Raw genomic sequence first — 25465 nt, 5'->3', positions numbered from 1 at the left:
TTATTGAGGTTACTGTAAGTTAGTGAGTTAAATTTTAATATAGTATAAAAATACTTTAGGACAACTAAATAGGTTCTAATACTCTGAAATTATTTCATTTTTTCTAAAGCAATCATTACTGTGATCGTTAACCATGCCGCAAGCTTGCATATAAGCGTATACCGTTGTTGGTCCTAAAAATTTAAATCCACGTTTTTTTAAATCTTTAGCAAATGCTGTAGATTCCTCTGTAATTGCAGGGTAATCATCAATATTATTTAACTGACTCACCAGCTGCTTATTACTTACAAATTGCCATTGGTAATTGCTAAAACTAGCAAACTCTTTTTGTATCTCAATAAAGCGCTTTGCATTATTAACAGTCGCTGCGATTTTTAAACGATTTCGTACAATGTCTTTGTTAAGCATTAAGCGTTCTATGTCATCGTGTGTGAATGAAGCTACTTTTTCTACATCAAAATTAGCAAATGCTTTTTTATATCCATCACGTTTTTTTAAAATGGTATACCAACTCAACCCCGCCTGTGCTGATTCAAGTGTGATAAATTCAAATAGTGTTTGATCGTTATAAAGCGGCACGCCCCACTCTTGATCATGATAGGCCACATAGTCAGGTTTAGTGGTATCTAACCATGGACATCGGCACTTCTTTTGTTCAGTCATTAGTCACTCTTTATTTGTAGGCGTCATTTTTATGTCGCGCATTATTTTGTGTAACACGATGAAAATTATAAAATAAAACTTTGGTACAAATTGTGCATTTAGCTCTATATAGACATCAATTAGAGATTTGATTATGGCCCTTGCTACTGTGCTAAAACCACTGTTTATTTCTGCAAATCAGTATAACCCATGTTTACTTCAAGAGGAGTATGTTGGGGAATTAAGTGATCTGCGTAAGCAGGCGAGTTGGCTTTCACATTTGGTTGATACCATGCCTGCGGGTGTCGTGGTACTCGATGGCAAAGGGTTAATTGCTAAAGCGAATCAAATTGCTATGGATATGTTAGGTGAGCCGCTTGAAGGTGAAAAGTGGTTTAATGTTATCCAACGCTCTTTTAGACCGCACCAAGATGATGGTCACGAAGTCTCTTTAAAGGATGGTCGATTAATTAAGCTCGACATCACCGCATTAGCTCCAGAGCCGGGGCAACTTATTTTAATGACAGATTTAACAGAAACGCGCCGTTTACAAAAGCGTGTTGCTCATATGCAACGATTGAGTGCGCTAGGTAAAATGGTGGCATCATTGGCGCATCAAGTGCGAACGCCATTGTCTGCGGCCATGCTTTACGCTGCTAATTTAGGGTCAAAGCGCTTACCAGAAGCCTCTCGTGATACCTTCCAAACTAAGTTGATGTCGCGATTAAAGGATTTAGAAACCCAAGTAAACGACATGTTGTTATTCGCTAAAAGTGGTGAACAGCATGTTGTAGAGCAAGTATCCATGCAGCAGCTACTTAGTGAAGTAAAAGTAGGAGCCGATGTAATGGTTACGCTAAATGAAAGCGAGCTAGACGTTAGCTTACCCGAGCCTGACATACAGATCACGGGTAATAAAACAGCAATTGCCAGCGCTATACAAAATTTAATACACAACAGTATTCAAGTGATCGGGGCAGGTGCCAAGGTTCATTTGAGCGCATCGACGGATAGAAAAGATCATGACTTTGTGCGTATTAGTGTCAGCGATAACGGCCCTGGTATTGATTTAGGGAAAGCCGATAAAATATTTGAACCCTTTTTTACGACTAAAAGCCAAGGCACGGGTTTAGGTTTAGCTGTGGTTAGTTCTGTCGCTCATGCACACCAAGGACGTGTTGAAGTTGATAATAATACACACGGTGGGGCTTGCTTTAGTTTGCTTTTGCCAATTCGTACAGCATCTAAATTAGAGGAATCATTATGAGTAACACTATTTTAGTTGTAGAAGATGATGCAGGGCTACGAGAAGCCTTAATTGATACACTTGAAATGTCAGGTATTGACTGCGTAGCAGCGAATAGCGCTGAGCAAGCTATGTTATTACTAAAAAAAGAGTCGTTTTCATTAGTGGTGAGTGATGTACAAATGGGCGCAATGAGCGGCCTAGATTTACTTCGCAGTATAAAATTAAATCATCCAGACTTACCTGTTTTAATGATGACAGCTTATGCCACAATTGATGATGCCGTGGAAGCAATGCGCTTAGGGGCTATTGATTACATGGCGAAACCATTTGCACCAGAGGTGCTATTGAACATGGTGAGTCGCTATTTACCCGAAAAACCAAAAGAGACAGACGGTCCTATCGTTGCCGATCCAAGCAGTATTCAGCTATTAGAGCTTGCAAGTAAAGTTGCACGTTCTGAAGCCAGTGTCATGGTGCTTGGACCAAGCGGGTCTGGTAAAGAGGTTTTAGCACGTTATATTCACGATAAATCAAATCGTTGTAATGAACCATTTGTTGCTATTAACTGTGCAGCTATTCCTGAAAATATGCTTGAAGCCACTTTGTTTGGTTACGAAAAGGGCGCATTTACAGGTGCAATCCAGGCGTGTCCAGGAAAATTTGAACAAGCTCAAGGTGGTACGATTTTACTTGATGAAATAACCGAAATGGATTTAGCTTTACAAGCTAAACTACTGCGCGTGTTACAAGAGCGTGAAGTTGAGCGTTTAGGCGGTCGTAAAACAATTCAGCTTGATGTGCGAGTATTGGCAACCAGTAACCGCGATTTAAAAGAAGTGGTTGCTAAAAATCAATTTAGAGAAGATCTATATTATCGCCTCAATGTTTTTCCATTAATGTGGAGACCATTGTGTCAGCGCCCAGGTGATATTATTATATTAGCAAAGCATTTAATTGAACGTCATATAACTAAAAGCAAAGAGCCGATGGCTTATTTGGATAAAGTAGCTGAAGAAAAACTACTGGCCCATACCTGGCCTGGTAATGTTCGCGAACTTGATAACGTGATTCAGCGTGCACTTATATTACGAACAGGCGACACCATAAACGAACATGCTATTTTTATTGAAAATTTAGCACCGAGTAATTTTATTATGGACGCTACATCTACATCCGTCCTAGAAGCTGAAAAAGCATCAGAGATTTCAACAGAAAATAAAGAAAAAAGCACGTTAAGTTCAGCTTATTATGATAAGCAAAACGATGATAAAAAAAATATAACAGCTGATCAGCCAAAGCATGATTTACTCGCCGCTGAGACCGGAAGTTATAAAGATGAGCTTAAAGATAAAGAGCATCGTATCATTTTAGAAACACTTGCACGCTGCCAAGGTAAACGAAAAGATGTGGCAGAGACGCTGGGTATTAGCCCTCGTACTTTACGGTATAAATTAGCGCAAATGCGTGATCTAGGTATTTCTCTTCCAGCATAACCTTTCTTAAACCCTAAATTCAAGCCGTTGAATTTAGGGTTGTCAAAACTATGACTCACCAAATTCCACCTAACTCTTTGTATTTTAACTTTAATTTATTTGGCATGTTTTATGCTTTATTGACTGTAATAGTAAACTGCATTGTCAGAGATAAATTATGAAAATTCAAAATAGCGCTGTATTTCAAGAAATGCAATCAATGGCCCTAGAAGCTGGCCGTAATGATCAACTTAATAAAATACCTACTCAGGTAAACTCTACATCTTCTGCACAATTTGGTGATATGTTGAGTAATGCGCTAAATACAGTGCATGAGCTACAACAAGACACAAGTAAAAAAGTAAAAGCAGTTGAAATGGGCGACCGAAGTGTATCACTCGCTGAGGCAATGATTGCTTCTCAAAAGTCTTCAGTTGCATTTGAAGCGACGGTACAAGTTCGTAATAAACTTGTTGAAGCTTACAAAGAAATTATGAATATGCCTGTTTAACTAGGTAGTGGAGAATAATTGTGGCGCAATCTAATCAATCTACAGATCTGGCACTCGCTGATGGCGATATCGGTATCGACCAAAGTGATAGTGATGATCAACAAGAACAAAAGTCGGGCTATTTAAGTGCTTTAAATGGTGTTGATATATTACGCCAAGTAACACTTGTTATTGCACTGGCCATTTGTTTGGCTATCGCGATATTTATCATTATTTGGGCTCGTCAGCCAGATATGCGCCCGCTTGGTAAAATGCAAACTGAAGAGCTTATTCAAACGCTTGATTTTTTAGATGCGCAAAAAATTGATTATCAACTTGATGGTAATGTGGTGTCAGTTGATGAAACTGAATACCAAAATATTAAATTGCTAATGACTCGAGAAGGCCTAGAGCAAGGTCCGACTTCAGGTTCAGATATTATAATGCAAGATATGGGCTTTGGTGTAAGCCAACGTCTTGAACGAGAGCGTTTAAAGCATGGTCGCGAACAGCAATTAGCACGCACAATCGAAGAACTTAATAACATTACTCGCGCTAAAGTATTGTTAGCTATTCCAAAAGAAAATGTATTTGCTCGCAGAGAAAAAAAGCCCTCAGCTACCGTTGTATTAACACTAAAGCGTGGACGTTCACTCGATAGAGAAGAAGTCGATTCAGTTGTAGACATGATTGCTTCTGCAGTACAAGGCTTAGAGCCCTCACGTGTGACAGTTACAGATCAAAATGGTCGCTTATTAAATTCAGGTTCGCAAAACTTATTGGCAGCACGCTCGCGTAAAGAATACGATTTAGAGAGAAAGCGTGAACAAGAATACCTTGAAAAAATAGACAGTATTTTAATTCCAATCGTCGGGCTTGCAAACTATACGGCGCAAGTTGATTTGAGTATGGACTTTAGTGCGGTCGAAGAAACGCAAAAGCGTTACAATCCAGATTTACCCGCAGTGCGAAGTGAAACCACGTTTGAAGAAAATAATATTGGTGGTTTAGCTATCGGTATTCCAGGTGCACTGACCAATCAACCACCAGTTAATTCCGATATTCCTGAATCCGTGACTGAAGGTGGTGCCGGTACAGCAAGCTCACCAAGTCGCAGCCATAAAGAAGCAACGCGTAACTATGAACTTGATACGACTATTTCACACAGACGCCAACAAACAGGTGTTATACGCCGTATAAGTGTATCGGTTGCGGTTGATTATATAGCAAAAGTGGGTGAAAACGGTGAAACAACCATGACACCACGCTCTGTAGAAGCATTGTCAAATATTCGACGCTTATTACAAGGTGGTGTAGGCTTTGATATGCAACGTGGTGATGCACTGGAAGTGGTTACTGTTCCTTTTGTTCGTGAAGAAAGCGGTTTAAATCTTGAGTTGCCAATTTGGGAGCAGGATTGGTTCTTGAAAATGGTTCGCCTAGGGCTGGGTGCCTTGGTTATTATTGTACTAATCATGGCTGTCGTTAAACCAATGCTTAAGCGCCTAATTTATCCAGACGACACGTTAGAGGATTACGATGACGATGCACTCAGTTCAGGTGTTGATATTGGCGACAGTACGCTAGATATGCTAAATAAAGACTTTGATTCTGCTTCAATTGGTTTCTCAAGCGATGGTACACTACAGTTACCAGACCTGCATGGTGACGAAGACTTACTTAAAGCGATTCGTGCCCTTGTTGCCAATGAACCAGAACTATCATCACAAGTAGTGAAAGCGTGGTTAACAGAAGATGACTGATCAAGAACAAAAACAACTACCAGCAGCATTTGATGTTGATAAGCTAGATGGTGTAGATAAAGCGGCTATATTACTTTTAAGTTTAACCGAAGAGGATGCCGCACAAATACTCAAACACCTTGAGCCTAAGCAAGTGCAAAAAGTAGGGATGGCAATGGCAAGTTTAGATGACTTGTCGCAAGCCAAAATAAGTGCTGTTCACAACTTATTTATAGAACAAATTCAAAGCTTTAGTACTATAGGTTTTCAATCAGAGGACTTTATTAAGAAGGCGCTTACTGCAGCACTAGGTGAAGATAAAGCGGCAAGTCTCATTGATCAAATTGTAATGGGCTCAGGCGCTAAAGGTCTTGATTCATTGAAGTGGATGGACTCAAAGCAAGTGGCGAACATTATTCGTAACGAACATCCGCAAATTCAAACGATTGTTTTATCCTACTTAGAACCGGAGCAATCAGCTGAAATACTCGCTCAATTCCCTGAAAAAGTACGTTTAGATTTAACAATGCGTATTGCTAATCTTGAAGAAGTACAACCAGCTGCATTGCAAGAACTTAATGAGATTATGGAAAAACAATTTGCCGGTCAAGCCGGTGCACAAGCGGCCAAAATGGGCGGCTTAAAAGCGGCAGCAGATATCATGAACTACCTAGACACTAACGTGGAAGGGCAGTTAATGGATTCAATTCGTGAGCACGATGAAGAAATGTCGCAGCAAATTCAAGACTTGATGTTTGTATTTGAAAATCTAATGGATGTTGATGATCGGGGTATTCAAGCAATACTGCGCGAAGTACAGCAAGATGTATTAATGAAAGCGATTAAAGGTACCGACGACGCACTTAAAGAAAAAATACTGGGTAATATGTCTAAACGTGCGGCAGAAATGCTTGCTGATGATTTAGAAGCAATGGCACCAGTGCGAATTAGTGAAGTTGAAGCCGCGCAAAAAGAGATATTATCAACAGCAAGGCGTTTATCTGACTCAGGCGAAATTCAGCTTGGCGGCGGCGGTGGTGAGGAGTTCTTGTAAACCATGAGTAAATTGAAAGGACGGTCACTGCATGCTGATGAAGCTGATGCACTGTTAAAAAATTGGCCGATACCAGATGTTGCGCCGGATGAAAAAAGTTTTGGCAATCGCTCTACAGCCTACGGTACGCCACTTTCAGAATTATACAGAAAAGAAATGGCACAAGAGATGCCAGAGGAAGAAGAGCCACAAGAACCTGAACTTCCTTCTCTTACGATGGCTGAGCTTGAACGAATTAGGCAAGATGCGTACGAAGAGGGAATAAAGCAAGGACATGAGCAAGGTTATATTGATGGTTTTGACAAAGGTGTTACTGAGGGTAAAGAAGCCGGTCATAAAGAAGGCTTAGAGCTTGGTAAAGCCCAAGGCCACGAAGATGTAAAGCCGCTAATTGAAGAGCAATTAACTAATTTACGTACGATGCTAGATAATTTAACAAACCCGTTAAATAAAGTCGATGAGCAAGCTGAAAAACAGCTTGTACAGTTAGCGTTTATGCTAGCTGAAGCATTAATTTACCAAGAGGTAAAAACGTCGCCTAGTATTATTTTACACACACTAAAGCAAAGTATTGATTCGCTTAATGTAGAGCAAGAAAAAGTAAAAATTCATTTGCACCCTGACGATCTAGATTTCATCAAAGAAAGTTATGGTGAGCAAGTAATTACAGATAATAATTGGCAGTTAATTTCGCAGCCAAGCCTCGAACGCGGTGGCTGTGAAGTTAAAACAACGCAATCATCACTTGATATGACACTAAAAACCCGTGTCAAAGAAACGTTGGATAGTTTTTTGCATAGTAGTGGTATATAACTATTATTTTGGCGCGCTATGTCAGCTCAAAATGCATCGTTAAGCGAACGCTTATCTCAATATCAACAACACATTAAAGCCCCTACACCTGCTGTTGCGGGTATTTTAACTCGAGTTGTAGGCCTTACACTTGAAGCAAAAGGCTTGCGTGCACCAGTTGGTAGTCAGTGTAAAATAGAAACTTTGAATGGGTTTGTTGATGCTGAAATAGTAGGTTTTAATGACCAAACACTCTATTTAATGCCAAATGATCATATCTCAGGCGTATTACCTGGGGCTCGTGTAATTCCTCAAGTCAATAATTTAGGTCTCCCCGTGGGTATGAGCTTACTAGGGCGTGTGGTTGATGGCTTAGGCCGTCCGCTTGATGGCCTAGGTAGTATTAATGCGGAACACCATTTAAAATTTGCGCAAAATACAATAAATCCACTTTCTAGAAGACCAATAAGCCAGCCGATGGATGTAGGCGTGCGCGCAATAAATTCTGTCATTACCGTTGGGCAAGGTCAGCGAATGGGTTTGTTTGCAGGCTCTGGTGTGGGTAAATCTGTACTGCTGGGCATGATGACTCGCGGCAGTGAAGCTGATGTCATTGTGGTTGGACTTGTAGGCGAGCGTGGTCGTGAAGTAAAAGAGTTTATTGAAGAAATACTCGGTGTTGAAGGGCGCAAACGCTCAGTAGTGGTAGCAGCACCTGCTGATTCATCCCCGCTAATGCGTTTAAAAGGCTGTGAAAGTGCCGTAACCATCGCTGAATACTTTCGTGATCAAGGTTTAAATGTACTGTTATTACTCGATTCGGTTACTCGCTATGCGATGGCTCAGCGTGAAATAGCGCTTGCTGTTGGCGAGCCGCCTGCAACAAAGGGCTATCCGCCATCGGTATTTGCTAAGCTACCTGCGCTGGTGGAGCGAGCCGGTAATGGGGGAGAAGGGCAAGGTTCAATTACCGCCTTTTTTACGGTATTGAGCGAAGGCGATGATATGCAAGATCCTATTGCAGATGCTGCTCGAGCTATTTTAGATGGTCATATAGTACTGTCGCGAGATTTAGCCGACAGTGGTCATTACCCTGCAATTGATATTGAAAAATCAATCTCACGTGTAATGCCTCAAGTGGTTTCTGAGCGGCATATGCAGCAAGCGAGGGTGCTTAAACAAGTGTATTCCATGTACCAGCAAAATAAAGATATGATTACTTTAGGTGCCTACCAAAAAGGAACTGATCAAATGCTTGATCAGGCTATTAACATGATGCCAAGAGTAAATGCTTTTTTACAACAAGGTATGCGAGATGTAATTAGTTACGATGATGGTCTCGAAGGTCTTGCGCAATTATTAGGGCAAGCATAATGGCAAAAAATAAATTGCACTTATTACTTAAACTTGAAAACGACAAAGAAGAAACGTTGAGAATGAGCTACTTGCAAGCTAATCAAAACTTGCAGGCTAATCAACAAAAATTAAGAGGTTTAAACGACTTTAGACTTGAATATACGCAGCAGCTACACCTAAAAGGTCAAGCGGGTTTATCGAGTGAAGGGTTTAGTCAATACCATGCTTTTATTGCAAAAATAGAAGAGGCGATACGTCAACAAGGAAGTACCGTTAATACAGCAAAACAAGTGGTAACCCAACGCAAAGCGATATGGTTAAAGCAACAAATTAAAGCTAAAGCGGTTGCAAAATTAATTGAGAAACAGAAATTAAAAGCAGATGTGTTGATTGCTAAAAATGAGCAAAAAATGCTAGATGAGTTCGCTTCTAATCAGTTTTTTCAAAGGCGTAAAGCATTATAAGTTAGGCATGTTAATTGCTTGGATATTAAGTAGAGTTTAATTTTTGGTGATGTGCGGTGGCGCATTGCCGCATATTATGGGTGATTTATGGCAATGAATAATATTTCAACTTTAGCAACATCTGAGCAAGACTCTTATTCAGCTTATCAAGATAAGACACCTGTTGATAAAGAGAGCACTTCAGACTCAGGGTTTTTAAGCTTATTGCATCATGCCGAACAATCATCTGAACAGCCTAACAGCACTGATGTTAACGCTCAAATAGACTCACAAAACACGGTTGTGCTCTCTTCTGAACAACAAAGGAGTGATGACAGTACGGTTAATAAAATCTTTGTTGATATAGAAGATGATAAGAATAAGGGTGTTGAGGGCAATGATTTACTCAATAATGATTTACCCAATAAAGAGTTAACAGATAAGGAATTAGTAGATGAGGGTGTTTTGTTATCTGGGGATTTACTGCTAGCTCAAATTAATTCGGCCCAAACAATTAATACATCGGTTAAAAAATATAGTTCTGCTATCGAAAAAATAGAAGTTGATTTAAAAGGGAACAATAAGAAACCGGTTGATGATGTAACACCTATAATAATTTCACCACAAAAAGTAAATACTGATAACTTGCAAGATGAACAAGCTAGCAATATAAAAATAGCCGTTGAGAAAAATGCTTTAACAGAGGTCGACTCGCCAATAAAAGCGTTAGTCAAAGGTAACAAAGAATTAGAGCTCATTGTTAATCAACATAAGCCAACGAGCGGGCTAGATAAATCAGTTGAAAGTTTGACGCCTAGTCAGCTAGATAAATCAGTTGAAAGTTTGACGCCTAGTCAGCTTGATAAATTAAACGCGCAAATTCAATCGCTAGATAAGCCAAATAGTAATGTAGCGACATTAAAGCAAATGATAGAGCAGTATGTAACTGAAAGTGAGTCTATTGAACCTGAATCTAAGCCTAATTTTAATTTGGAAATTAACGCACTAACAAAAGCTGAGAAGCAGGCGTTGGTTTCTCAGTTAAATAGTTATATTAAAAGTGTGCAACCTCAAGGTGAAGAATTAGCTTCGCTTAAACAAATGGTTAACGACTTAACGGCATCAATAGATGAAGCACTCACACCACCGCTAAAAGTGACATCAATAGCTGCTGGTGTAAGTGATAAGTTAAATACAAGCAGTAACTCTCAAACACACAGCGAAAAATTTGTAGTTGATGATAAAACTCAAGAATCAACAAAACCCGCTATCTCAGCTAAAAACGAAGAACTCGCCAAGCCATTAGAAGGCAATGCTAAAGAAGATTCTCGCAACAACGCTAATACTGTGGAGCAATTAACCAACCGTGCTACGCAGCTGTTTACGCAGATCACCAATGCATTTAGTTCTGGACAAGCGAGCACGCTGAGTAGTTACGATACGTTGAGTTATGAGCAATCAATAACGGATATGCAAGCTTTACAATCACAGCACTTGCAAAGTACCGCTCAAACTAAGCAGGTAAGTATCGATCCTGGTGTGATGCAGGCAATTAATATAGTTAAAAGTGATGCTGCAAAATTGCTTCAAGAGCGTGTGAGCTCTATGCTAAATATCAACAATAAAGAAGCTGAGATACGCCTTGATCCTCCCGAAATGGGCAGTATGCAAATACGTATTAGAAGTGATGCAGAACAAGCTCAAATAAATTTTGTTGTACAAAACCAGCAAGCAAAAGAGGCGCTAGAGCAATCTTTACCGCGTTTACGTGAAATGCTTGCGCAGCAAGGTATTGAAATGGGAGAAAGTACGATTTCTTATGGTGACTCAGGCAGTGGCGCAGATCAAAGCGAAGAGAATGGCCAAGGCAGATTGGCTAATAAAGATTCAGTTAATGACGAAAATGATGAACAAGTGGGCAATGACGTTGAAACTTCTCGACAACAAACGTCATCATCAATAGATTACTATGCCTAAGTGCTGCTATTATAATAGTTAAAACAAGTAAATACCTTTGCGGATAAAGGAAATACAATGGCTGAAGACACTAATTTAGAAATAGAAGAAACAGGTAAAAGTAAAAAGAAACTTATAATAATCATCGCAGCCGCTTTACTTGTTGTCGGTGGCATTGCAGGTTACTTTTTAATGTCAGGTTCTGACGCTCCTGCAGAAGCTGTAAACAAAGAGACAGCTGCGGCCACTGATGCTCCTGCTGATACGGCTAGTTCATCGGCTGAGGTCGGGACTGCATTATATGTCGCCATGCCAAGACCATTTGTGTTTAATGTACCTGGTTCAAGCAGAGATAGAATAGTACAAGTTAAAGTACAACTTTTGGTACGTGGTAGTGTTAATGAAGAAACTGCAAAAAAACATATTCCACTTATTGAAGGAAAGCTACTTAGTATTTTTTCAACGACCACCGCTGATGAGTTAAGCACAAGTGCAGGTAAAGAAACACTTCGTTTTGCGGCTCTGGAAAAAGTGCAAGCAGCGTTAATCGATGTTGAAGGTAGTAAAGTAATAGAGCGGGTGTTATTTACCGGCTTTGTGATGCAATAAGGGGTTAGTGTGAGCGATTTATTATCCCAAGACGAAATTGATGCGCTATTACACGGTGTTGATGATGTTGAAGAGGAAGATATACACGACGGTGAAGATGGTGGAGGGAGTACACTTCAGTACGACTTTTCTTCCCAAGATCGGATCGTACGTGGTCGCATGCCGACACTCGAAATTGTTAATGAACGTTTTGCAAGGCATATGCGAATTAGCTTATTTAACATGATGCGCCGCACTGCTGAAGTGTCTATCAATGGCGTTCAAATGATTAAATTTGGTGAGTACGTCCATACGCTATTTGTACCTACTAGTTTAAATATGGTGCGTTTCAGACCACTAAAAGGAACTGGACTTATCACCATGGAAGCACGTCTTGTGTTTATTTTGGTTGATAACTTTTTTGGTGGTGATGGACGCTATCACGCCAAAATAGAAGGGCGTGAATTTACGCCAACGGAACGTCGTATAGTACAAATGCTACTTAAAATAATTTTTGAAGATTATAAAGAAGCATGGGCACCGGTTATGGATGTGTCATTTGAGTATCTGGATTCTGAAGTAAATCCAGCCATGGCTAATATTGTAAGTCCAACCGAGGTTGTTGTTATTAGCTCTTTTCATATTGAGCTTGATGGCGGTGGCGGCGACTTTCATATTGCGCTTCCTTATTCAATGCTTGAGCCAATTAGAGAGCTATTGGATGCGGGTGTTCAATCAGACACTGAAGATACCGATTTACGTTGGAGCAAAGCGCTGCGTGATGAAATTATGGATGTAGAGGTTGGCTTATCGACTCAATTACTGGAAGTCGATTTAACCTTAGCACAAATAATGGAGCTTAAAGCGGGCGACATAATTCCGGTTGAAATGCCAGAGCACATAACCGTATTTGTTGAAGAGTTACCTACATTTAGGGCGAAGATGGGTCGTTCTCGCGACAATGTTGCCCTACAAATTAGCGAAAAAATTAAACGTCCTGATTCAGTTAAGTCTGAGCTGCATGTATTTACTAAAGGCGGCAAGAAAATTGATTCGGATGCAGAATTAGCAGAACTAGAAGATGATTTACACCTCTCTGAGGGTGTAGACTTAGACTGGTAATTTACTAAAAGGCGAAAAGTATGAGTGATGACCAAGATACAATGGATGAATGGGCAGCAGCATTAGCTGAGGCTGAAATTCCAGAAGAGAGTGCAGATGAAGCACACGTTGCTGAACTCGATGAGTTAAGTGATGAACGACATGAGCTAAGTGGTGATGAAAAGCGTAAACTTGATACAATTTTAGATATCCCCGTTACTATTTCTATGGAAGTAGGGCGCTCTAAAATTAATATACGTAATTTATTGCAACTTAACCAAGGCTCTGTTGTAGAACTAGATCGAGTCGCTGGTGAGCCTCTAGATGTACTTGTTAATGGCACACTGATAGCGCATGGTGAAGTTGTTGTTGTTAATGACAAATTTGGTATCAGATTGACAGATGTTGTTAGTCAAGTTGAACGGATTAAAAAGTTACGATGAGTAGTTTGATTGCATTAGCAAATTCAGTTTTTCCTGCCGCAGATACCGCAGCCCCATCTGGAGACATACTCTCTATGGTGCTTTCATTAGCTGCAGTGCTAGTACTTATACTCGTACTGGCTTATTTTGTAAAAAAACTAAATCCTAATTTAGTCAATAGTGATGAATTTAAAGTTATTCGGAGCTTACCACTGGGCTCGCGAGAGCGTTTACTGGTTATTGAAATAGATAATACGCAACATTTGCTAGGGGTTACCCCACAAAATATTAATTATTTGCATAAATTAGAAACACCTTTAACAGAAAAAGAATTACCAGAGCTCGCTAAGCGATTTGGCAAGCTTTTAAACCCACAAGTAAATCAAAATAAAAAGAAATAACACTATGATAAAATGGCTACTTATTTTTATTGCCATTGTGTTTGTTCCCAGTGCAAGTGCAGAAGGCCTAGATGCGCTAACAATTACAACAAACGCAGATGGCACGCAAGATTACTCAGTAACATTGCAAGTTTTAGCCATTATGACGGCGTTGAGTTTTATACCCGCCGCCATAATTATGATGACATCATTTACACGTATTATTGTTGTACTCGCTATTTTGCGCCAAGCTATTGGTTTGCAGCAAACACCATCAAATCAAGTTCTATTAGGTATGTCGCTTTTTTTAAGTATTTTTATCATGTCGCCCATTTATGAAAAAATTAATGAACGCGCCATAGAGCCATATTTAAGTGAGAAGGTAACCTCATTAGAGGCCTTAGAACTTGCTAAAGAGCCGATGAAAGCATTTATGCTTTCTCAAGTTCGTATCAAAGACTTAGAAACATTTGCAAAAATAGCGGGGTACGATCAATTAGATTCACCAGAAGCAGCCCCATTAATTGTATTAATACCTGCATTTGTAACCAGTGAGTTGCAAACCGCCTTTATTATCGGTTTTATGTTTTTTATTCCTTTCCTGATTGTTGATTTAGTGGTCGCCTCAGTTTTAATGGCTATGGGTATGATGATGCTCTCACCCATGATTGTTTCTTTACCGTTTAAAATAATGCTATTTGTGCTAGTAGATGGCTGGAGCTTAGTAATGGGTACGTTAGCTAAAAGCTTTGGTTTAGGTACGTGAATACGCTTAATAAAAAGCAAATACAAAACTAGGAGTCAGCATGGAACCGGAAATTTTTGTTGATATTCTGAGTGATGCACTATTTTTAGTTATCAAACTGGTTTCTGCAATTGTGGTACCAGGTTTAATTATTGGTTTGGTGGTTGCTGTATTTCAGGCGGCGACGTCAATTAATGAACAAACGCTGAGCTTTTTACCTCGTTTGCTAATAACTATCAGCGCACTCATTGTTGGAGGTCACTGGCTTACGCAGGAACTCATGGACTTTTTTACTCGATTAGTCATGATCATCCCTGAAATTGCAGGCTAACTATGGAGCTGCCATTTTCAGTAATCATTCAATGGTTGAGTGACTTTTTATTACCGCTAGTACGAATAAGCTCAATGATAATGGTGATGGCGGGTTTAGGCGCTAAAAATGTACCCACACGAATAAAAGTGGGTTTAGCGGTTGTCGTTACTCTTGTTGCTTTGCCTAACCTTCCTCCTGCGACATTTACCAATTTATTTTCTTTTGAAATGATTTTAGTTGTGATCCAGCAACTGCTGATTGGTGTGGCGATTGGGTTTGCATCTACGCTATTATTAAATACATTTGTTTTAGCAGGACAAATATTAGCAATGCAAACGGGCCTTGGTTTCGCCTCAGTTGTTGATCCCTCCAATGGTATGAGTGTACCTGCGGTTGGACAATTTTATTTGATTTTAGCGACTTTATTATTTTTTGTATTTAATGGTCATTTAATGATGATCCAAATGGTTATCCATAGTTTCGAAGTGCTACCTGTTGATGGTAATTGGTGGGCTGTTGATCATTATTGGGATATTGTAACCTGGGGTGGCTGGATGTTTAGCACGGCCTTGGTGCTATCGCTTGCCCCCTTAACTGCAATGCTGGTTATTAATATGTCGTTTGGCATTATGACGCGTGCGGCACCACAATTGAATATCTTTTCTATTGGCTTTCCACTAACGCTTGTGGCGGGGCTTATTATTATTTGGGCTACGTTAGGTAACTTTATTTTTCAGTTCGAATATCAATGGCTCAAAATGATTGAGTTAATGTGTACTTTAGTTGGCTGTTCGCCATAGGAGAGCCTAATGTCTGAAGATTCAGGACAAGAAAAAACAGAAGAACCCACATCGAAAAAAATTGATGAGTCGAAAAAAAAGGGCCAAATAGCACGATCTAAAGAACTCGGAACCATGTTTGTTTTAATTTTCTCTGCAATTTCGTTATTAATGTACGGACCAGAAATAGGTAAAGGTTTGTACAATATAATGGGACGTATGCTTAGTTTGAATCGAAATGAAACATACGATACAACTAAAATGTTTGCTGTATGGGGGGAGGTTTCGGATGCTTTGATTTTCCCGATGGGCATGTTTGTATTTATAATTGTCTTAGCTGCATTTATTGGTAACACCTTGTTAGGTGGCTTTAATTTCAGTTGGGGCGCGGCGGCACCTAAAGCAAGTAAAATGTCGCCGATGAAAGGTTTTAAACGCATGTTTGGGTCGCAAGCGGCTGTTGAACTTGTAAAATCACTTTTAAAATTCGGTTTAGTAGCCAGCTTTGCGGTGTTTTTAATTAATACATTTTTTGATGAAATACTACATTTAAGTGTAGAAAATACGCCAGGTAATATTATTCATGCTCTGGAAATTTTGGCATGGATGTTTTTGGGTCTATCGTGCACTTTAATTATTATTGCAGCTATTGATGCGCCATTTCAAAGCTACAATCATAACAAACAACTAAAAATGACGTTGCAAGAAGTTAAAGACGAATATAAAAATTCAGAAGGTGACCCTCAAATAAAAGCACGCATAAGGCAAACGCAAAGACAAATGTCGCAAAAGCGAATGATGCAAGACGTACCTGACGCTGATGTTATTGTTACCAACCCAACACATTATTCTGTGGCGCTAAAATACGACACAGAGCGTGCTGGAGCGCCTATTGTGCTAGCCAAAGGCATTGATGAAATGGCGATGCAGATTCGTAAGGTCGCAATCGGCAACGAAGTACCCATTGTAGAGTCCCCTATGCTCACTCGAGCTCTTTATCATACAGCTGAGGTAGGCGATCAAATCCCCGATCAATTATTTACCGCTGTAGCCCAAGTCTTAGCGTATGTTTTTCAACTTAAGCGCTTTAATAAAGGGCGTGGAAAACGTCCAACCAAACTTAATAATAAACTGCCTATCCCTGATGCCTATAGGTATTAAAATAGCTGGTTGAGATAGATTTATTATCCAGAGCTCAGGTTAACTTGGTAACTTGGAATAGTTATTGCTAATTCTATACAGTGTCAATTTTTTGAAATTGTAGAATTATGAGTTTTAAAGCAGTATTACAACAACTTAACAAAGATAAAAAAGAATATGCCAAAGGGGTAGGTACCCCTTTGCTTGTGCTTGCTGCTTTGGGAATGGTGATTTTACCCTTACCGCCATTTTTACTTGATATTCTTTTTTCGTTCAACATAGCGCTCGCTTTGGTTGTATTGCTGGTTACAGTTTATACGATGAAACCAGTTGAGTTTGGTATGTTTCCAGCCGTACTCCTAATCGCAACAATTATGCGCTTAGCACTCAATGTCGCCAGTACGCGGGTAGTACTACTTGAAGGTCACAATGGCGGCGATGCTGCAGGTAAAGTAATTGAGGCCTTTGGCTCTGTTGTTATTGGTGGTAATTACGCGGTTGGTTTAGTTGTATTCTTAATTCTAATTATTATTAACTTTGTCGTAATTACCAAAGGTGCAGGGCGTATCTCTGAGGTATCGGCACGTTTTACCCTTGATGCAATGCCAGGTAAACAAATGGCGATTGACGCGGATTTAAATGCGGGTTTTATTAGCGCAGAGCAAGCACGAGATCGCCGCGAAGAAGTCACACGAGAAGCCGATTTTTACGGTTCAATGGATGGTGCGAGTAAGTTTGTAAAAGGTGATGCTATTGCGGGTATCATCATTTTGATTATTAATATTGTTGGTGGTTTATTTGTTGGTATGATCCAGCACAATTTAAGCTTTAGTAACGCAATGGAAGTGTATACGTTACTTACCATCGGGGATGGATTAGTAGCTCAACTTCCTTCTTTATTACTCTCAATTGGCACTGCAATTGTTGTAACACGTCAAAATGAGTCGCTCAATATGGGCGATCAATTTAAGAAACAACTCGGTAATGAAAAGTCATTATTTATCGCCTCAGGTATATTAATAATAATGGGCTTAGTACCTGGCATGCCACATTTTGCTTTTTTAAGCTTAGGCGCGCTTTTAGGGTACTTAGCTTATTACACACAACAAAGTAAACTAAAAGCTGCTGCCGCTATAGAGGAAGAGGCTGTAAATGGTGCTGCTGGTACTGGCATTGCCAATAAACAAGAGCAAAAAGAACTTGGTTGGGATGATGTTCAGCAAGTTGACGTAATTGGCTTAGAAGTTGGCTATAGACTTATTCCACTCGTTGATCAATCGCAAGGTGGTGAGCTGCTCAATCGTATAAAAGGTGTTCGTAAAAAGCTTTCTCAAGAATTGGGCTTTTTAGTTCCACCAGTCCATATACGCGATAACTTGGAGCTTGACCCTAATGCATACAGAATAACGTTGATGGGTGTTTCGACAGGTGAGGGTGAGCTTAAGCATGGCGATGAGTTAGCAATTAACCCAGGGCAAGTATTTGGCCCTATTAAAGGCGTTGAGACTAAAGATCCTGCATTTGGACTCGATGCTGTTTGGATCAAGCCAGATCAAAAAGATGAAGCACAATCTTTAGGCTATACCGTGGTTGACTCAGCGACAGTAGTGGCAACACATATAAGTCAATTACTAACAAACAGTGCGGCATTATTATTAGGTCACGAAGAAGTTCAAAACCTACTAGATATGTTGGGCAAGAGCCACCCTCGTTTAGTTGAAGGACTTGTGCCTGACGTACTGCCATTAACCGTTATTGTAAAAGTATTACAAAATTTATTAAATGAAGGAGTCGCAATACGCGATATGCGTTCAATTGTACAAACCCTTGTAGAGTATGGTCCTCGTAGCCAAGACCCTGATGTATTAACGGCTGCGGTGCGTATTTCATTACGTAGACTTATCGTTCAAGATGCGGTGGGTATGTCTTCAGAGATCCCTGTCATAACCTTGGCGCCGGAGTTGGAACAGATGTTGCATCAGTCATTGCAGAATGCAGGTGACGAAGGTGCCGGAATAGAACCAGGTCTTGCTGAGCGACTTCAAATTTCATTAAATGAAGCGCATCAAAATCAAGAAATGGCTGGTGAACCTTCAATATTGCTAACGTCAGGAATGTTACGCACTGTGTTATCTCGTTTTGTTAAGTACACCATTCCAGGATTGAGAGTGATGTCTTATCAAGAGGTACCAGATGAAAGACAGATTAAGATTGTTAGCTCGGTAGGCCAACAATAAGATTTAAACAGGGGTTAAACCATGAAAATTAAACGTTTTTTTGCTAAAGATATGCGCACAGTACTTAAAGAAGTTAAAGATGAACTCGGTGTTGATGCGGTTATCATGTCAAATAAAAAACTAGCTAACGGTGTCGAAATTGTGGCAGCTGTTGATTATGAAAAAACGGCCCCAAAACCAGTTGCTCAGTCTCAAAATACAGCAACAGAGCGCTCTAATCATTTAGCGCAACCGCAAAATACACACAATTTTATAAAACCGGAACCACAGCGTGCACAGCCTTCACCACAGGCTAAAATTGCAGATAGTTTAGAGGCACTATTGGAACGCCAATCACCTCGACCTCGTTCACCAGAGCTAGCTTCAATGTTTTCACAATCGGGAATTGATACTACCGAAAATTATCAAGAACCTGTAGCTAAACAACGTCCTAAAAATATGTTTTCACATGAAAATGCAGCGCCGGTACGCCCTCTAACACAAGCTGATAGCTTAGGTTTTGATGATTTAGAAAGTGATTTTGATGACCTTGAAAGCCCGATAGCACCTCGTCAGCAAGCTAAAAATAATGAAAGCGTAGAGATGACATCTATGCGTGAAGAAATGAATGCAATTCGTCAGCTATTAGAGCATCAAGTCTCAGGTTTAATGCAACAAGATATGGCGCGACGTGATCCAACGCGTGCCTGTATGATTGATCGTTTAATCGGCATGGGAATAGGTAAAGATGTTGCTGAGCAAATGGCGTGTTTTGTTCCTGACGATGTTTCTCGCCAGCAAGGTTGGAAAGCTTTATTGGCGATGGTTGAAGATCAAATGCAAACCACGAACAACGAAATACTGCGTCAAGGTGGAGTTTACGCATTAGTCGGCCCAACGGGGGTGGGTAAAACAACAACTGTCGCAAAACTTGCTGCACTTGGTGCGCAAAAGTATGGCGCTGATAAAGTTGCGTTAATTACTACGGACACCTACAGAATTGGTGCATACGAGCAACTAGCAACATATGGCCGAATTATAGGGTGTAGCGTAAAGCAAGTTAAAGATGCTAATGAATTGGCTGAAGTTTTATATCATTTACGAAATAAACGTCTAGTATTAATTGACACCGCAGGAATGAGCCAGCGTGATTTACGTTTAACCGAGCAATTAAATACGTTAATGCGTAATCAACGTGTCGATATTCGTAATTATTTAGTATTAAGTGCCACAGCACAAATTAATGTATTACAAGAAACGGTAAGACATTTCAAAAAAGTACAGTTAAGTGGTTGTATTTTTACTAAATTAGATGAATCGTTAAGTTTAGGTGAGATTATTAGTATTGCGATTCAAAATCGTCTTCCAATAGGTTATCTTACTAATGGTCAGCGAGTACCAGAGGACATTCGCGTTGCGAATTCAGAGAAACTAGTAAAAAAAGCTGAGCAATTATATTTAAAAAGAATAAAATCACAACATTCACGACATCAATCAGTGGCGTCGAACACAGTAGGGATGTATGATTAACACAGTATTAGATCAAGCAAGCGGCCTGCGAAAAATGAGTCAAAACAATAATAACGGCGTAAAAGTTATCGCTGTGACCGGTGGTAAAGGTGGAGTAGGTAAAACAAATGTTTCACTAAATACCGCAATCGCATTAGGTCAACAAGGTAAGCGAGTTTTAGTTCTTGATGCCGACTTAGGTTTAGCAAATTGTGATGTGATGCTTGGGCTTCGTGTTGAGCGCAATTTATCACATGTATTATCTGGCGAATGCGAACTGGATGAGATTTTAGTTGAAGGTCCTGCTGGGATTAAAATTGTCCCTGCAACGTCGGGTTCGCAAAACATGGTTGAATTATCACCTTCTGAACACGCGGGTCTTATTCGTGCCTTTAGCGAATTAAATACCGAATTTGATATATTGATAGTAGACACCGCCGCCGGCATTTCCGATATGGTGCTGAGCTTTTCTCGTGCAGCACAAGATGTAATGGTCGTCGTGTGTGACGAACCGACATCAATAACAGATGCGTACGCGCTAATTAAAGTATTAAGCCGTGAGCATGGCGTGTATAAATTTAAAATTGTTGCAAATATGGTTCGTAGCCTTCGCGAAGGCCAAGAATTGTTTGCAAAGCTATCTAAAGTAACAGATCGTTTCCTAGATATTTCTATGGAGCTAGCTGCAACGATACCTTACGATGAAAATATGCGTAAAGCGACACGTCGGCAGAAAGTTATTGTGGAGTTGTTTCCAAGCTCTCCAGCTTCAGTAGCTTTTCGAGCTCTGGCAACAAAAGCGGTCAAATGGCCAATACCGAATCAACCGTCAGGGCATTTAGAGTTTTTCATCGAGAAGCTGGTTAACGGCTAATTATGACAACATTGGTAAATAGAGCTATGGGATATCAATCAACACAAAATTTAAATGTGATTGTTGAGAAACATGCGTCACTGGTTAAAAAAGTGGCATGTCACTTAATTGCTCGTCTACCTCCAAGTGTACAACTCGATGATTTAATTCAATCGGGTATGATAGGACTGATTGAAGCGTCAAAAAACTTTGATGCAACTAAAGGCGCAAGCTTTGAAACGTTTGCAGGTATTCGCATCCGTGGCGCTATGCTAGATGAAATGCGCCGTGGTGACTGGGCTCCGCGTTCTGTGCATCGCAAAAGTCGTCTTGTTGCTGAAACGATAAACGAATTAGAAAAAAACTTAAATCGTGAACCTACAGATATAGAAGTTGCTGAAAAACTTGATATTTCGTTAAATGAGTACCATCATATTTTAAACGATGTAAATGCAAGTAAAGTGTTGGGTATAGAAGACCTTGGAATTGATGAAGATGTCATAACTCCAGCAGGTCAAGATTTAACACTAGACAAACCTTTTAATAATGTTAAAAATGAACGATTTAATGAGTCTTTATTAAGTGCAATAAAATCATTACCAGAGCGAGATGCTATGGTGTTATCTTTGTACTATAACGATGAAATGAATTTAAAAGAGATTGGGCATATACTCGATGTTAGTGAATCGCGTGTGAGTCAGATACATGGTCAGGCGATGATTAAGCTAAAAGCAAAAATCAATGACTGGATAAACTAGTAGTAAGTAAATAAAGGTTAAGACCTCACTGGAGGATGTTTTGGATAAAAACATGAAAATTCTTGTCGTTGACGATTTTTCAACAATGAGACGTATTATTAAAAATTTATTGCGTGATTTAGGCTTTACGAATGTTCAAGAAGCAGATGATGGTTCGACTGCTTTACCAATGCTACAAAATCAGTCTTTTGATTTTGTCGTGACGGATTGGAACATGCCAGGTATGCAGGGTATTGACCTTTTAAGGGCAATTAGGGCGGATGACAAGTTAAAACATCTCCCTGTTTTAATGGTAACGGCTGAAGCTAAAAAAGAACAGATAATAGCTGCTGCTCAAGCTGGTGTTAATGGCTACATTGTAAAACCATTTACAGCTGGCACATTGAAGACCAAATTAGAAAAAGTGTTTGAACGCTTAGGTTAATTATAGGGAGAGGCTTATGTCAGCACCTGCTGCGCCTCGAATAACTTTAGAACAAGCGCGTCAACTCGTTGTTTTTTTAGAAAACGACGAGCAAGATAAAGCTGATCAATTAATTTTGGATACAGCGTCTAAAGAGCAGTCAGAGATATTTGCTGAAGTTGGCAAGTTAACGCGTCAATTGCATGAAGCTCTAAAAGGTTTTGAGCTAGATTCGCGTTTAACAAACTTAACAAACGATGCAATTCCGGATGCTAAAAAACGACTTAGTTATGTCATGGAATTGACAGAGAATGCTGCAAATAAAACCATGGATGCGGTTGAGGCAAGTCTCCCTATAACTCAGGAGTTAGCGGGTGAGATAGCAGCCATTAAACCGACATGGGATCGGTTAATGAGTCGGGATATAGAGCTTGGTGAGTTTAAAACTCTGTGCCACAGCATAGATAAGTTTATGAGTAACTCACACAATAAAACAGATGAATTACAAAATTTAATGACAAATGTTTTAATGGCGCAAGATTATCAAGATTTGACTGGTCAAGTTATTCGTCGAGTAATTGAGCTTGTAAGAGAAGTAGAAGAAAGCTTACTTCATCTACTCACTGCGTTTTCTGCGCAGGATGTGGGTACAGTTAATATAGTAGAACAACAAAAAACAGAAGAACCGATTGCCGTACAAACATTAGCAGGTCCCGAGGGCCCTATTATTGATAAAGAATCGCGTAATGATGTTGTGTCTGATCAAGATGAAGTCGATGATCTTTTATCAAGTTTGGGCTTCTAAGAGGAGAGTAACTGCATGTTTGAAGTCGATGAAGATATTTTACAAGACTTTCTTGTAGAAGCAGGAGAAATTCTTGAACTTCTATCCGAACAGTTAGTTGAACTGGAAAATAATCCAGAAGATACCGAACTATTAAATGCTATATTTCGAGGCTTTCATACAGTAAAAGGCGGTGCCGGATTTTTAGCTATGACAGAGCTTGTTGATGCTTGTCATGGTGCAGAAAATGTATTTGATTTGCTCAGACAGGGCGTTCGAACTGTAAACTCTGAATTAATGGATGTTATCTTACAAGCATTAGACACCATTAATGAAATGTTTGCGACAATTCAAAACCGTGATAAGCCTGAGCCTGCAGATCCTCAATTACTTGAAGTCCTACATAAATTAGGGTTACCTCCAACGGAAGATGAGTTATCTGGAGCTTCTTCTGAAATTACAGCAGACGAACCTGAACAGGCTGATGTCGTTGCCACAGAAAACGGTGACAATAACACTATCAGCTCACAAAGCCCTGACGACGACCCATTTGCATTCGATGAATTATTTAGTAGTTCGGCTTCGCCAGCTGCTGAGTCACAAATTGATGAAATTACAGAAGATGAATTCGAAAACTTACTTGATGAACTGCATGGTAATAACCAAAGCTCTGAGACTAAGAAACCTGTAAGTACTACTTCTAGTAGTGACATCACTGACGACGAGTTTGATAATTTATTAGATGAGCTACATGGTGTTGGTAGTTTTGGCACTGTTGATGTACAAAAAAATGAACCAGTTGCTTCGCATACACCGCAAGAAACAGCGCCAGTCGCCAATAACTCAGGCTCTTCTGATGATGATATTAGCGACGCAGAATTTGAATCTCTATTAGATGAATTACATGGCAAAGGCAGCGCACCTAAATCTGTAGAAAGTAATCAGCCCGTTGCTGCAAAACCTGCACCTCCAAAACCGGCTGTTCAGGCAAAGAAAGTTGAGCCTGCCCCTGTTAGTAAGCCCGCTAATAAGCCTGAAGCAAAAGCACCAAGTCCTGCAGTCCCAAGCCCAGCCGCAGCTCCGAAGAAGGCAGTCGCGCCCGCAGCTGAAACTACCGTACGCGTAGATACTAAGCGCCTTGACCAAATTATGAATATGGTTGGTGAGCTAGTGCTCGTGCGAAATCGCCTCGTTAGTTTGGCCACCAATTCAGAAAGTGAAGCGATGGGTAAAGCAATATCAAATTTAGATGTTGTAACCGCCGATATTCAAGGTGCGGTTATGCAAACCCGCATGCAACCGATCAAAAAAGTATTTGGACGTTTTCCTCGAGTTGTTCGTGACTTGGCGAGAAGCTTAAATAAAGATATCAATTTATTACTGGTCGGCGAAGAAACTGATTTAGATAAAAACTTGGTTGAAGCGTTAGCCGATCCGCTCGTGCATTTGGTCAGAAACTCAGTCGATCACGGCATTGAAATGCCAGATGTACGTGAAGCATCTGGAAAATCAAGAACAGGTACTGTTACGTTATCAGCGTCTCAACAAGGCGATCATATTTTGCTTACTATCAAAGATGATGGTGCTGGTATGGATGCTGAGAAACTCAAGAAAATAGCAATAGCTAAAGGTGTACTTGATCATGACCAAGCAAGTCGACTTTCAAACACTGAAGCTTACAACTTAATTTTTGCACCAGGCTTTTCAACAAAAGAAGAAATTTCGGATATTTCCGGACGTGGTGTTGGAATGGATGTTGTAAAAACAAAAATCACCCAACTTAACGGTTCTGTAAGTATTGAATCAGAGTTAGGTGTTGGTACAACATTAGAGATTAAAGTACCGTTAACGCTCGCAATACTTCCAACGTTAATGGTTGTTGTTGGTGCACAGACATTTGCATTACCACTTGCTGGTGTTAGTGAAATATTCCACTTTGATTTAACTAAAACAAATGTTGTTAATGGCCAGTTAACCGTTATTGTCCGCAAAAAAGCGGTTCCATTGTTCTACTTAGAACATTGGCTTGTAAAAGGGGCCGATCGTTCTCTACGTAAAGATCAAGGTCATGTCGTTATTGTTCAAATAGGCACGCAGCAAGTTGGTTTTGTAGTGGACTCGTTAATAGGGCAAGAAGAGGTTGTAATCAAACCACTTGACGCTTTATTACAAGGCACTCCCGGAATGGCTGGCGCTACAATAACGTCTGATGGTGGCATTGCATTAATTTTAGATGTTCCAAGTATGCTAAAACATTACGCGAACTGACAATAAGTAG

Annotated in this window: 25 protein-coding genes; 24 read left to right on the top strand and 1 reads right to left on the bottom strand. The window is 40.0% G+C overall.

The features are described 5' to 3' along the window. Positions 1–75 precede the first annotated feature (75 nt). On the bottom strand, positions 76–663 hold the full coding sequence (locus tag ACJJVZ_RS15255) for a DNA-3-methyladenine glycosylase I (protein WP_182700933.1): 588 nt from the start codon (positions 661–663) through the stop codon (positions 76–78). Between the two features lie 133 nt (positions 664–796). On the opposite strand from ACJJVZ_RS15255, the gene ACJJVZ_RS15250 reads away from it, so the two are divergent. The 24 genes from ACJJVZ_RS15250 to ACJJVZ_RS15135 all read left to right on the top strand — a co-directional run bounded on the left by ACJJVZ_RS15250 (position 797) and on the right by ACJJVZ_RS15135 (position 25455). Further along, positions 797–1909 carry a sensor histidine kinase gene (locus tag ACJJVZ_RS15250; RefSeq protein WP_405601684.1) on the top strand — a complete coding sequence of 371 codons (1113 nt, stop codon included), beginning with the start codon at positions 797–799 and terminating at the stop codon, positions 1907–1909. After that, a complete protein-coding gene (locus ACJJVZ_RS15245; RefSeq protein WP_405601682.1) occupies positions 1906–3384 on the top strand; it encodes a sigma-54-dependent transcriptional regulator in 1479 nt (492 codons plus the stop codon). Before ACJJVZ_RS15250 ends, ACJJVZ_RS15245 begins: the two co-directional genes overlap by 4 nt. A gap of 157 nt (positions 3385–3541) precedes the next feature. After that, positions 3542–3874: a flagellar hook-basal body complex protein FliE gene (fliE, locus tag ACJJVZ_RS15240; protein WP_077537240.1), complete on the top strand. Its 333-nt coding sequence runs from the start codon at positions 3542–3544 to the stop codon at positions 3872–3874. A gap of 20 nt (positions 3875–3894) precedes the next feature. Then, positions 3895–5616, top strand: coding sequence for a flagellar basal-body MS-ring/collar protein FliF (gene fliF / locus ACJJVZ_RS15235; RefSeq protein ID WP_182700932.1), 1722 nt, complete (start codon positions 3895–3897; stop codon positions 5614–5616). Continuing rightward, entirely contained in the window at positions 5609–6649 is a 1041-nt protein-coding gene (gene fliG / locus ACJJVZ_RS15230; RefSeq protein ID WP_182700931.1) for a flagellar motor switch protein FliG, read from the top strand. The genes fliF and fliG overlap by 8 nt, the downstream gene beginning before the upstream one ends. A 3-nt stretch (positions 6650–6652) precedes the next feature. Then, positions 6653–7462, top strand: coding sequence for a flagellar assembly protein FliH (fliH, locus tag ACJJVZ_RS15225; protein ID WP_405601678.1), 810 nt, complete (start codon positions 6653–6655; stop codon positions 7460–7462). 18 nt (positions 7463–7480) lie between these two features. After that, on the top strand, positions 7481–8815 hold the full coding sequence (gene fliI, locus ACJJVZ_RS15220; RefSeq protein ID WP_193156032.1) for a flagellar protein export ATPase FliI: 1335 nt from the start codon (positions 7481–7483) through the stop codon (positions 8813–8815). Continuing rightward, positions 8815–9261: a flagellar export protein FliJ gene (gene fliJ / locus ACJJVZ_RS15215; protein WP_077537245.1), complete on the top strand. Its 447-nt coding sequence runs from the start codon at positions 8815–8817 to the stop codon at positions 9259–9261. Before fliI ends, fliJ begins: the two co-directional genes overlap by 1 nt. Positions 9262–9348: 87 nt before the next feature. Next, positions 9349–11217 (top strand): flagellar hook-length control protein FliK, encoded by a 1869-nt coding sequence (locus ACJJVZ_RS15210; protein WP_405621668.1) that lies wholly within the window; start codon positions 9349–9351, stop codon positions 11215–11217. Between the two features lie 57 nt (positions 11218–11274). Continuing rightward, positions 11275–11805 carry a flagellar basal body-associated protein FliL gene (fliL, locus tag ACJJVZ_RS15205; RefSeq protein ID WP_138585395.1) on the top strand — a complete coding sequence of 177 codons (531 nt, stop codon included), beginning with the start codon at positions 11275–11277 and terminating at the stop codon, positions 11803–11805. Positions 11806–11814: 9 nt separating this feature from the next. Next, the gene (gene fliM / locus ACJJVZ_RS15200; protein WP_405601672.1) at positions 11815–12906 is read left to right on the top strand and encodes a flagellar motor switch protein FliM; all 1092 of its coding nucleotides are present in this window, start codon (positions 11815–11817) and stop codon (positions 12904–12906) included. 20 nt (positions 12907–12926) lie between these two features. Further along, the gene (fliN, locus tag ACJJVZ_RS15195) at positions 12927–13328 is read left to right on the top strand and encodes a flagellar motor switch protein FliN (protein ID WP_138585394.1); all 402 of its coding nucleotides are present in this window, start codon (positions 12927–12929) and stop codon (positions 13326–13328) included. Then, positions 13325–13708, top strand: a complete 384-nt coding sequence (gene fliO / locus ACJJVZ_RS15190; RefSeq protein ID WP_077537250.1) for a flagellar biosynthetic protein FliO — start codon at positions 13325–13327, stop codon at positions 13706–13708. The genes fliN and fliO overlap by 4 nt, the downstream gene beginning before the upstream one ends. Positions 13709–13712: 4 nt before the next feature. Continuing rightward, on the top strand, positions 13713–14453 hold the full coding sequence (fliP, locus tag ACJJVZ_RS15185) for a flagellar type III secretion system pore protein FliP (RefSeq protein ID WP_405601669.1): 741 nt from the start codon (positions 13713–13715) through the stop codon (positions 14451–14453). A gap of 40 nt (positions 14454–14493) precedes the next feature. Then, complete coding sequence (gene fliQ, locus ACJJVZ_RS15180) at positions 14494–14763, top strand: flagellar biosynthesis protein FliQ (RefSeq protein WP_077537252.1); 270 nt, start codon at positions 14494–14496, stop codon at positions 14761–14763. A gap of 2 nt (positions 14764–14765) precedes the next feature. Then, positions 14766–15545 carry a flagellar biosynthetic protein FliR gene (gene fliR, locus ACJJVZ_RS15175; RefSeq protein WP_138585393.1) on the top strand — a complete coding sequence of 260 codons (780 nt, stop codon included), beginning with the start codon at positions 14766–14768 and terminating at the stop codon, positions 15543–15545. A gap of 9 nt (positions 15546–15554) precedes the next feature. Next, positions 15555–16685, top strand: coding sequence for a flagellar biosynthesis protein FlhB (gene flhB, locus ACJJVZ_RS15170; RefSeq protein ID WP_182700926.1), 1131 nt, complete (start codon positions 15555–15557; stop codon positions 16683–16685). Positions 16686–16792: 107 nt separating this feature from the next. Then, complete coding sequence (gene flhA / locus ACJJVZ_RS15165) at positions 16793–18901, top strand: flagellar biosynthesis protein FlhA (RefSeq protein ID WP_182700925.1); 2109 nt, start codon at positions 16793–16795, stop codon at positions 18899–18901. A gap of 21 nt (positions 18902–18922) precedes the next feature. Further along, on the top strand, positions 18923–20410 hold the full coding sequence (gene flhF, locus ACJJVZ_RS15160; RefSeq protein WP_405601665.1) for a flagellar biosynthesis protein FlhF: 1488 nt from the start codon (positions 18923–18925) through the stop codon (positions 20408–20410). Beyond that, positions 20403–21263 (top strand): MinD/ParA family protein, encoded by an 861-nt coding sequence (locus ACJJVZ_RS15155; RefSeq protein WP_077537257.1) that lies wholly within the window; start codon positions 20403–20405, stop codon positions 21261–21263. Before flhF ends, ACJJVZ_RS15155 begins: the two co-directional genes overlap by 8 nt. Before the next feature lie 26 nt (positions 21264–21289). Then, positions 21290–22000, top strand: coding sequence for an RNA polymerase sigma factor FliA (locus ACJJVZ_RS15150; RefSeq protein WP_077538953.1), 711 nt, complete (start codon positions 21290–21292; stop codon positions 21998–22000). 40 nt (positions 22001–22040) lie between these two features. Beyond that, complete coding sequence (cheY, locus tag ACJJVZ_RS15145) at positions 22041–22424, top strand: chemotaxis response regulator CheY (protein ID WP_024610547.1); 384 nt, start codon at positions 22041–22043, stop codon at positions 22422–22424. A 16-nt stretch (positions 22425–22440) separates the two neighbouring features. Then, positions 22441–23208 carry a protein phosphatase CheZ gene (locus ACJJVZ_RS15140; RefSeq protein WP_077537258.1) on the top strand — a complete coding sequence of 256 codons (768 nt, stop codon included), beginning with the start codon at positions 22441–22443 and terminating at the stop codon, positions 23206–23208. Between the two features lie 15 nt (positions 23209–23223). Continuing rightward, the gene (locus ACJJVZ_RS15135; protein WP_193156030.1) at positions 23224–25455 is read left to right on the top strand and encodes a chemotaxis protein CheA; all 2232 of its coding nucleotides are present in this window, start codon (positions 23224–23226) and stop codon (positions 25453–25455) included. Positions 25456–25465: the final 10 nt, after the last annotated feature.

It is taken from the genome of Pseudoalteromonas sp. Ld19 (assembly GCF_045064135.1).
In the GTDB taxonomy this organism is placed as follows: Bacteria; Pseudomonadota; Gammaproteobacteria; order Enterobacterales; family Alteromonadaceae; genus Pseudoalteromonas; species Pseudoalteromonas aliena.
Note: the sequence above shows the minus strand (reverse complement) of the source record. Positions and strands in the feature narration are given on the sequence as shown.